This window comes from Bacteroidota bacterium, from assembly GCA_016195025.1.
Taxonomy (GTDB): domain Bacteria; phylum Bacteroidota; class Bacteroidia; order Palsa-948; family Palsa-948; genus Palsa-948.
In genome coordinates, this window is sequence record JACQAL010000060.1 from 109287 (window position 1) to 118248 (window position 8962).

Annotated in this window: 12 protein-coding genes; 4 read left to right on the forward strand and 8 right to left on the reverse strand. The window is 42.0% G+C overall.

Annotated elements, in window-relative coordinates; genetic code table 11:
- Positions 1 to 9: 9 nt before the first annotated feature.
- Positions 10 to 573, reverse strand: coding sequence for a chalcone isomerase family protein (locus HY063_12365; GenBank protein MBI3502576.1), 564 nt, complete (start codon positions 571 to 573; stop codon positions 10 to 12).
- Between the two features lie 85 nt (positions 574 to 658).
- On the opposite strand from HY063_12365, the gene pfkA reads away from it, so the two are divergent.
- The gene (pfkA, locus tag HY063_12370) at positions 659 to 1627 is read left to right on the forward strand and encodes a 6-phosphofructokinase (GenBank protein ID MBI3502577.1); all 969 of its coding nucleotides are present in this window, start codon (positions 659 to 661) and stop codon (positions 1625 to 1627) included.
- Between the two features lies 1 nt (position 1628).
- On the opposite strand, the gene HY063_12375 is transcribed toward pfkA, so the two are convergent.
- The 4 genes from HY063_12375 to HY063_12390 all read right to left on the reverse strand — a co-directional run bounded on the left by HY063_12375 (position 1629) and on the right by HY063_12390 (position 4256).
- Positions 1629 to 1871: a hypothetical protein gene (locus HY063_12375; protein MBI3502578.1), complete on the reverse strand. Its 243-nt coding sequence runs from the start codon at positions 1869 to 1871 to the stop codon at positions 1629 to 1631.
- A complete protein-coding gene (locus HY063_12380) occupies positions 1868 to 2638 on the reverse strand; it encodes a hypothetical protein (GenBank protein MBI3502579.1) in 771 nt (256 codons plus the stop codon). Before HY063_12380 ends, HY063_12375 begins: the two co-directional genes overlap by 4 nt.
- 157 nt (positions 2639 to 2795) lie before the next feature.
- Positions 2796 to 3467 (reverse strand): uracil-DNA glycosylase, encoded by a 672-nt coding sequence (ung, locus tag HY063_12385; protein MBI3502580.1) that lies wholly within the window; start codon positions 3465 to 3467, stop codon positions 2796 to 2798.
- Between the two features lie 384 nt (positions 3468 to 3851).
- Positions 3852 to 4256 (reverse strand): OsmC family protein, encoded by a 405-nt coding sequence (locus HY063_12390; protein MBI3502581.1) that lies wholly within the window; start codon positions 4254 to 4256, stop codon positions 3852 to 3854.
- 76 nt (positions 4257 to 4332) lie between these two features.
- Here HY063_12390 and HY063_12395 point away from each other — a divergent pair, with 76 nt between their 5' ends.
- Complete coding sequence (locus tag HY063_12395) at positions 4333 to 5118, forward strand: hypothetical protein (protein MBI3502582.1); 786 nt, start codon at positions 4333 to 4335, stop codon at positions 5116 to 5118.
- A 71-nt stretch (positions 5119 to 5189) separates the two neighbouring features.
- Entirely contained in the window at positions 5190 to 6050 is an 861-nt protein-coding gene (gene lipA / locus HY063_12400) for a lipoyl synthase (protein MBI3502583.1), read from the forward strand.
- A 7-nt stretch (positions 6051 to 6057) separates the two neighbouring features.
- On the opposite strand, the gene HY063_12405 is transcribed toward lipA, so the two are convergent.
- A complete protein-coding gene (locus HY063_12405) occupies positions 6058 to 6903 on the reverse strand; it encodes an acetyl-CoA carboxylase carboxyltransferase subunit beta (protein MBI3502584.1) in 846 nt (281 codons plus the stop codon).
- A 123-nt stretch (positions 6904 to 7026) separates the two neighbouring features.
- Positions 7027 to 8097: a class I fructose-bisphosphate aldolase gene (locus HY063_12410; GenBank protein ID MBI3502585.1), complete on the reverse strand. Its 1071-nt coding sequence runs from the start codon at positions 8095 to 8097 to the stop codon at positions 7027 to 7029.
- A gap of 127 nt (positions 8098 to 8224) precedes the next feature.
- Here HY063_12410 and HY063_12415 point away from each other — a divergent pair, with 127 nt between their 5' ends.
- Positions 8225 to 8731: a C40 family peptidase gene (locus HY063_12415; protein MBI3502586.1), complete on the forward strand. Its 507-nt coding sequence runs from the start codon at positions 8225 to 8227 to the stop codon at positions 8729 to 8731.
- Between the two features lie 121 nt (positions 8732 to 8852).
- Here the strand turns inward: HY063_12415 and HY063_12420 are convergent.
- The coding region (locus HY063_12420) for a T9SS type A sorting domain-containing protein (protein ID MBI3502587.1) at positions 8853 to 8962 on the reverse strand (110 nt) is incomplete at its 5' end.

An 8962-nucleotide genomic window follows, 5' to 3' on the forward strand; every position in this document is an offset into this window, starting at 1 on the left:
GAGAATTTTTTATTTGGAACTGAGTAATTCTTCTTTCAGATTTTCCTGCACAGGTTCTTTTCCCAGCCAAATTCCGAAAACAGCTTTCTTGAAATCAAGTCCGTCAATTTCTGCTTTTGATTTTCCGTTTTTGTAAATGGAAACTTTTTCTCCTGTGTAAACAATGTCAAACACATCGGTCTTTTTTATTTCTTCGCTGAAGGCGCTTTTGAATTTTGCAATCTGGTCTGAGAATTTTTCCGGATGCCCGTCCGTTGATTTTTTAAAACCTTCATCCACCGCTTCCGTCATTCTTGAACTTGTAATCAACCCCGATACAATGCAAATGCGGATTGCCATGGAAGAATTCGCGTCAATAATTTTTTGCGCGTCTTTATTTTTCTCTGTAAGATAAAGACCCGCCACGTACATATCCATCCAGAATTTTTCACGCGTGCCGCCACCGTTCAGAACCAGTTTATCTTTTCCGGCAGTGTAGGTATCGGAAAAAATTATTCCATTTATTTTTGTCTGCGCTTGTGCAAAGAAAGAAAGGACTAATAAAATTCCGAAGAAAAAAGATTTTAGTTTCATGGTGGTATGATTGTTTAAGCAAAAATAGAAAAACTGCCATACAATTTGATTCGTAAATTCGTAAAAGATTCGTTATCCGTACCCCATGAAGAAGATTGCCGTATTCACTTCCGGAGGCGATGCGCCCGGCATGAACGCCTGCATCCGCGCGGTGGTGCGCACTGCCATCTTTCATAAACTCGAAGTGGCTGGAATCACGCGCGGCTTCGATGGAATGATAAACAATGAATTCATTCCGCTGCAAACAAAATCGGTGGCGAATATTATTCAGCGCGGAGGAACCATTCTGAAAACCGCACGCAGCGAAGAATTTTTAAAACTTGATGGAAGAAAAAAAGCAAAAGCCAATCTTGAGAAGAATGAAATTGATGGCGTAGTGGCAATTGGCGGTGACGGAACTTTTCGCGGAGCTCTTGAGTTCTCTAAGATTTGTTCAATTCCTTTTGTCGGCTGCCCGGGAACAATTGATAACGATTTGTACGGCACAGATTTTACGATTGGCTATGACACCGCGATTAATACGGTCATAGAAGCCGTAGATAAAATCCGCGATACCGCGGAAAGTCACGATAGATTATTTTTTGTGGAAGTGATGGGAAGAGATGCAGGGCTGATTGCGCTGCGCAGCGGAATCGGTTCGGGCGCGGAAGCCATTTTAATTTCGGAAGCGAAAACGGACTTCAACAAACTTATCAAGCATCTTAAAGAAGGAAGAAAAGACAAGCACTCAAAAATTGTTATTGTTTCAGAGCAAAAAGGAACAGGAAGTGTTTTGAAAATTGCAGAGAAAGTGAAAAAAGAAATTTCTTCTTATGACATTCGCGTTTCGGTACTAGGGCATATTCAGCGTGGAGGAAATCCATCGTGCATGGACAGGGTAATTTCATCGCGCATGGGATTCACGGCAACAGAAGCATTGCTCGAAGGAAAAAAAAGCGTGATGATTGGAATCATCAACAATAAAATTGTTTACACCCCTTTCAAAAAAGCGGTGAAGCACTTAACAGGAATTCAGCCGGATTTGGAAAAGATGATGCGCATACTCGCGCTGTGAATCAATACGCTTTTTCTGCAGCCGCTCCCGTTTTTTCTCGCGCCCATTCGTGGAAAGGAATCAATTCGTGCGAAAGAAATTCCCATTTGCAGTTGCCGCCCGAAAGTTCTTTCAGCAGCGGCTCTGTATTTTTTCCGAATGAAAAACCTTTGCGCTCCGCCCTGCTTAATGCGTGCAGGATGACGGCATGGCGCGGGTTTGCTCTTTGCTTATTGCGCTGAAGAAATTTTTTTAAACTCTTCACTTCCCGCATGGCTTCATGGCTTTGTAATTTTTACCGCGCATGAATGAATACAACTCAAAAAACTTAAGATAGTACTTTACAGAATCTGATTTTGTTTTCTCCGCCAGCAGGTTGAGTTCGCGGATTGCTTTTTTCAGAAACGCATTTACCTTTTGTTCGCCCGCGGCATTTTTTTCTGAAACAAAAATCAGTTTATAGTAATAGTCATTTGCTTTTGCTTGCGCACGCTCGCATTCCTTATAAAATTCCGCTTTGGAAACAATTTTAGTAAACTCTTTCTCGCCTTCCCTGAAAGCATACCTCCATTTTTTAATGTCAAGATGTTCTGCGAGCGCTCCGTATAATTCATATTTCCTGCACTCGGCAATAATGTCATCAATCAGTTCGCGGGCAATTACAAGTTTGGTGTTTGAAAAATAGAGCAGGCGTGACTGGATGGATTTCTTTTTCACGCGGAAGGCGGCATAATCCAACTCATCGAGTTTTTCTTTTTTCTCTTCGTTGAGTTCAATGCAAAGGGCATCGAGGATTTTTGTTTTCAGCCGGTACTGAAGTTTGCGGAGGGGTTCTTCTTTTTCCCAAGCGGTTCCGTATAAATAAATGCAGGAGTCCTTTTCCGAAGGGCATTCTTTTTTCTGCAGCAGGTAATCAAAAAGTTTAGAGGCGAAGGTTTCGTCCCGTTCGGGGCATAAAAAGTTCAGGTAGGTTTTTACAACGCCTATTTCCCCGCCCGATAAATTATGCGCCAACTCATAAAGTGAATTCATGCAGCAGTAAGTTAAGGGGACATTCAAAGATGAATATTATTAACAATATATTGATAAATAACAGAATCTTTTTAAGGAATAAGGAAAATAAGGGCATAGGGTATACGGGATTCAGCTGTGATGGAATTTTTTTCTCCCATTCTTCCATCCTTCCTTTTTACTCCGCCCTCCAGTCAATCTCTTCCATTCCTTCGTGCCTGAGAAACTCATTTGCTTTCGAAAAATGTTTGCATCCAAAAAATCCTGAATGAACAGAGAAAGGCGAAGGGTGGGGCGCTTTCAGAACATGATGCTTGGATTTGTCTATCAGAATTTCTTTCGCCTGCGCAAATCTTCCCCAGAGAAGAAACACCAGTCCTTTTCTTTTTTCTGAAAGCGCGCGAATGGCGGCATCTGTAAAATTTTCCCAGCCCTGCTTTTGGTGAGAGCCGGCTTGGTTTGCGCGCACGGTTAGTGTGGCGTTCAATAATAATACTCCTTGCTTTGCCCAATTCTCAAGGTTGCCTGTTTTCGGAATGGGAATCCCCAAATCATCGTGCAGTTCTTTGAAAATATTCTGAAGCGAAGGTGGCTGCTGAATTCCATGGCTCACTGAAAAGCATAACCCATTTGCCTGCCCTTGCCCGTGATAAGGGTCTTGCCCGAGAATAACCACCTTTACCTTATTAAAAGGCGTATCATTGAAACAAGCAAAAATTTTTGATGCGGGAGGATAAATAATATGCTTTTTTTTCTCTTCAACAAGAAATTCTTTTAATATTTTGAAATAATCACTCTTAAATTCTTCCTGAAGAACTTCTTTCCATGATTCTTCAATAACAGGGTTTATTTTGTTGTTAATATTTTCTTTACTATTTATTGAAACCTTTTCTTCCATATTGCCGTATTAGCAGGGCAAAATTAACAACAAGTTATTTCTGTTAGTAAAAATGAAGACAAAACTTTTTGCCTATTTCCAGGAAAACACTACTTTTGTTTCACAATTAAGGTTTGGTACAAAGTTTGCCTTGCGTCTGACAAACAAATCTAAACATTAAGTAATCAAAGTTAAAACATGAAAAAATTATTCGCCCTCATTGCCACCGTAATGCTGTTTGTCATCATTCTTTCTTCCTGCAAGAGCCACGAACTCTGCCCTGCTTACGGAAAAGCAAATGCTAAAACTCATTCCGAGAAACAGGTTTAACCTTTTTAATTTATTTATCACCCGCTTTCAGTAATGGAAGCGGGTTTTTTGCTTTATATCAGGATGCAGACTTTTCGCAACCGGGCAATTGACGGCAGTGCGTTCCAGCAAGTCCTTTTCTTTTTGAGAATATTTGTTCGCAGGAAAAAACATATCCACATAAATTTCTGAAACCCTGCGAGGGCTTTCTGCCATCACTTTGAGAATTTCCACTTTTGTTCCATCTATATTAATATTATTTCTTCGGGCAACAATTCCCATCACCGTGAGCATGCAGGTGCCGAGCGATGTAGCAAGCAAATCGGTAGGCGAAAATGCCTCGCCTTTTCCATTGTTATCCACCTGGGCATCGGTAATCACCTGCTGTCCGGATTTCTGATGCGTTAAAACGGTTCGCAATTCGCCTTTATAAACAACTTCAGATGTATGCATTGGGTTGGTGTAATTTTTGTACTCAAAATTAAAATTATTCCGCCAGGTTTTGTACATTTGTTTAGAAGATTCAGGAATGAAAAGAATTGCTCCGATATTTTTTTCGCTATTCTCCCTCGTGCTTTGCGCGCAGGATAATATTGTTTCCGGAATAAATACTCCCGTAAAACAAAATGACGATGTGCAATTGCTTTACCGCAACGAACGCGAGTTTGGCGGTGTGCTTCATTCTTCGGGATGGGGATTTAATTACCGCAGGGGAAAGCACATTACCGGCTATAAAAAACGCACGTATGAATTTGAAATGGTAGGGCTGCGTCATCCAAAAGAAATAAAATCGCAGGTGGGAGATTTCAGCACAAAAGGATATTTTTATGGAAAACAATTTACGGTTACACTTCTGCGTGGCGGCTATGGAATTCATAAAGTAATTGCCGGCAAAAGCGACAGGCGCGGAGTGGAATTGCGGTTGGTTACCATTGGCGGTCCGGTGCTGGCGCTTGCAAAACCTGTTTACCTCACCATCTGGTATCCGCAAGATAATTCTTCTTACGGTGACTCTAAATTTGAAAGATACGACCCGTACAATCCCATGCATAAGCCGGTTGACCAGGGAGGAAACATTGTTGGGCGCGCGTCTTATTTTCATGGCATTGGTGAAATGAATTTTTTTCCGGGCGCATTTTTCAAACTCGGGCTTAGTTTCGAGCATTCAAATGTGGATGACGATATTAAACTTTTTGAAACCGGAATTACCGTGGATGCTTTTTATAAAACTATTCCCATTATGGCTACTGCAAAAAACAACCAGGTATATGTGAATGTTTATCTGAATATCATGTTCGGAAAGAAATGGTTTTAATCTTCGAAAAATGTTTCATCCCTATGGGACGAAATCCGAAAATTACGAAAAGCATTTCCTAAAATTTATTTGTGTCTGAAATTCTTGAACCTCGTGCAAAAAAACCCGATTGGCTTCGGGTAAAACTTCCCACCGGAAAAAATTATCTGCACGTTCGAAAATTAGTTGACACCCATAAACTCCACACCATTTGCGAAAGCGGCAACTGCCCGAACATGGGCGAATGCTGGGGAGCGGGCACCGCCACCTTCATGATTCTTGGAAATGTTTGCACGCGCTCGTGCGGTTTTTGCGCAGTGGCGACCGGAAAACCTTCTGCAGTAGATAAAGCAGAACCCATGCGTGTTGCAACTTCCGTGAAATTGATGAACGTGAAGCATTGCGTAATTACTTCGGTGGACAGAGATGATTTGCCCGATGGAGGTTCTGAAATTTGGGTGGAAACTATTCGCGCAGTCAGAAAAATTTCTCCGCAAACAAAATTTGAAACGCTCATTCCCGATTTCAAAGGAATAAAGGAAAACATGGACGTGGTTTTTGCAGAAAGACCTGATGTACTTTCTCATAATCTGGAAACAGTATCCAGATTAACAAAACAAGTGCGGGTGCAGGCGAAGTACGAGAGAAGTTTGGAAGTTCTCAGGCGCGCCAAAGAATTTAATCTTCGGACAAAATCAGGAATTATGCTTGGCTTGGGCGAAACCGAAAAAGAAATTTTAGAAACGATGGATAATTTGCGCAGTGCCAATGTGGATGTGCTCACGCTCGGACAATACCTTCAGCCCACCAGGCAGCATTTACCGGTAAAAGAATTCATTCACCCGGAAATTTTTTCCCGCTATAAAGAAATCGGCTTATCAAAAGGTTTTCGCTATGTGGAAAGCGGTCCGCTGGTGCGTTCTTCTTATCATGCCGAACGCCACGTGTTATAATCTTTTTTTAGTTCTTAAACATTGAAAGCAGCTGCGCGAGTTTCGGCTTAAGGTCTTTGCGACTAACAATCATATCGAGGAAACCGTGCTCTAACAAAAATTCGGATGTCTGAAATCCTTTCGGCAAATCTTTCTTGATGGTTTCTTTGATTACGCGCGGTCCGGCAAAACCAATGAGCGCGCCCGGCTCTGCAAGATTCAAATCACCGAGCATGGCATACGAAGCAGTAACTCCGCCTGTCGTTGGGTCGGTCATCAAGGAGATGAAAGGAATTTTTTCATCGGCAAGCAGCGTGAGTTTGGCAGAAGTTTTTGCCAGTTGCATAAGTGAGTAAGCGGCTTCCATCATTCTTGCTCCACCCGATTTTGAAATTATCATGAACGGGATTTTATTCTCTACGCAATAATCAATCGCCAGGGAAATTTTTTCTCCCACCACCGAACCCATGCTTCCTCCTATGAAAGAAAACTCCATGCAGGAAACCACTAAATCATGTCCTTCCACTTTTCCAACTCCGGTAGTAAGCGCGTCTTTCAGCCCGGTTTTCTTTTGCGATTCAATGAGCCGGTCGGAATATTTTTTTGTGTCGGAAAAATGAAGCGGGTCGGCAGAAGAAAGTTCCGCGTTCAATTCTATAAACTCACCGCCATCAAAAATAATTTCGAAATATTCACGCGAGCCGATTCGCTCATGATAGCCGCAATCCAAACACACATAAGAATTTTTTGCGTGTTCATCAGCCGGGCGAATCTTCTTGCAGTTAGAACATTTATGCCAGAGTCCTTCCTTGGTTTCTCTTTTTTCTTTCGTGCGGGTGGTTATCCCCTTTGCTATTCTTTTATACCAAGACATAAGACATAAGTTTTTGCAATGCCTGGTTACGAATTACTAATCTGAAACGAATATAACGAATAAGAACTTAACGGTTGATTTGTAAAATTCGCAAAAAGATTCGTTAATTCGTTACCAGGAAATTTATGCAATTGTGATTTCTTTATTCGAATACACATCCTGAATCGCATTCAGCAAAGCAATTCCGTCTTTCATCGGTTTCTGAAATGCTTTACGTCCGGAAATCAAACCGTGACCGCCTGCGCGTTTGTTAATCACTGCAGTGGTAACGGCTTCCGCCAAATCGCTCGCGCCTTTTGATTCTCCGCCTGAATTGATTAAACCGATTCTTCCCATGTAACAATTCGCCACCTGATAACGGCATAAATCAATCGGATTGTCGGTGGTGAGTTCGGAATAAACTTTTGCATTTGTCTTTCCGAAATTCAAAGCGGTGAATCCTCCGTTGTTTGTCGGAAGTTTTTGCTTGATAATATCCGCCTGAATAGTTACACCCAAATGATTTGCCTGTCCGGTTAAATCGGCAGCGTTGTGATAATCGGTTCCGTCTTTTTTGAAAGCGGAATTTCTCAGGTAGCACCAGAGCACCGTTGCCATTCCCAATTCATGCGCTCGCTCGAATGCATTTGCAATTTCGGTAATCTGCCTTGAAGATTCGGGAGAACCGAAATAAATGGTTGCGCCCACAGCGGCAGCGCCCATGTTGTATGCGCTTTCCACCGTTCCAAAAAGAATCTGGTCGTATTTATTCGGATAAGAAAGAAATTCGTTATGATTAATTTTTACGATGAACGGAATTTTGCCTGCATATTTCTTCGCCACCATTCCGAGCACTCCGAAAGTGGAAGCCACCGCGTTGCAGCCGCCTTCCACAGCAAGTTTTACAATATTCTCCGGGTCAAAGCAGGCAGGGTTGGGTGCGAAAGATGCGCCTGCAGAATGTTCAATGCCCTGGTCAACGGGAAGAATGGAAAGATAACCGGTGCCGGATAATCGCCCGTGATTGTAAATCATGTTCAGGTTATCCATCACCTTGCCGCTGCGGTTGGAGATGGAAAAAATCCTTTCTACAAAATCTTTTCCCGGCAAGTGAATTGTTTCTTTTGGAATTCCCTTGCAGGTATGATTCAGAAGTTTGCCGGCATTGGCGCCAAGAAGTTCAGCAAGTTTGGAAGAAGCCACTGCGGTGCTCATTGTTAAAATCTGTGGTTAGAGGTTAAACATAGGGAAGCAAATGTAGAAATTATTATGAACATTCCTCTATTGAAAACAGAACAAAGCGGTTAATGTTCAGGATTCTTTCTTCTGCTAATTTATCGGAATGAAAAAGGCGTGCCCGTATATTGCTTTGCTGGTTATTTCCTTTTTACTTTCCTGCACTGTGAAAAAAAGCGCTGTGAACGGTTCTTCTTCTCTTCAGAAAAAATATTCCTCGCTGCTGGGCGTGAGCGAAAAAGAAATTTCAGATATAAAACTTTATTCGTTTGTTGACGATTGGGCGGGCGCGCCTTACCAGTACGGTGGAAAAAGCAAAAGCGGCATTGATTGTTCGGGCTTTGTTTCCGCTCTTTACAAAAATGTTTACGGAAAAGAGTTCAGCGGCTCTGCGGAAAGCATGTGCAGGCAATGCAGAAAAATTTCTTCGGCTGCATTGCAGCAAGGCGATTTGGTTTTCTTCAACATTGACTCAAACGGTATTTCGCATGTTGGAATTTATTTGCAGAACAACAAATTCGTTCATGCTACTGTAAAGGGAGGCGTGATGATTAATGATTTGAACGAAACTTATTACCGCAAAACATTTGAAAGCGCGGGAAGAATGAAATAAAGGAACCTCTAAAAACCGGAAGGATGGAATGGGACAAATTGCCCTTTTTCGGACATTTCCCTATGAAATTTCTTTTGAAAAAAGTTTGAAAAGCAGGGCTGAAATCAGCGGGGAGAAGAAGTTATTTGCTCAGAATTATTTTCTTTGAAATGATTCCTTCGCTTGTGCCGATGCGCAGAAAATAAATTCCTTCGGGTTGAGCGGATAAATCAATGGTGAGATTCCTCGCTC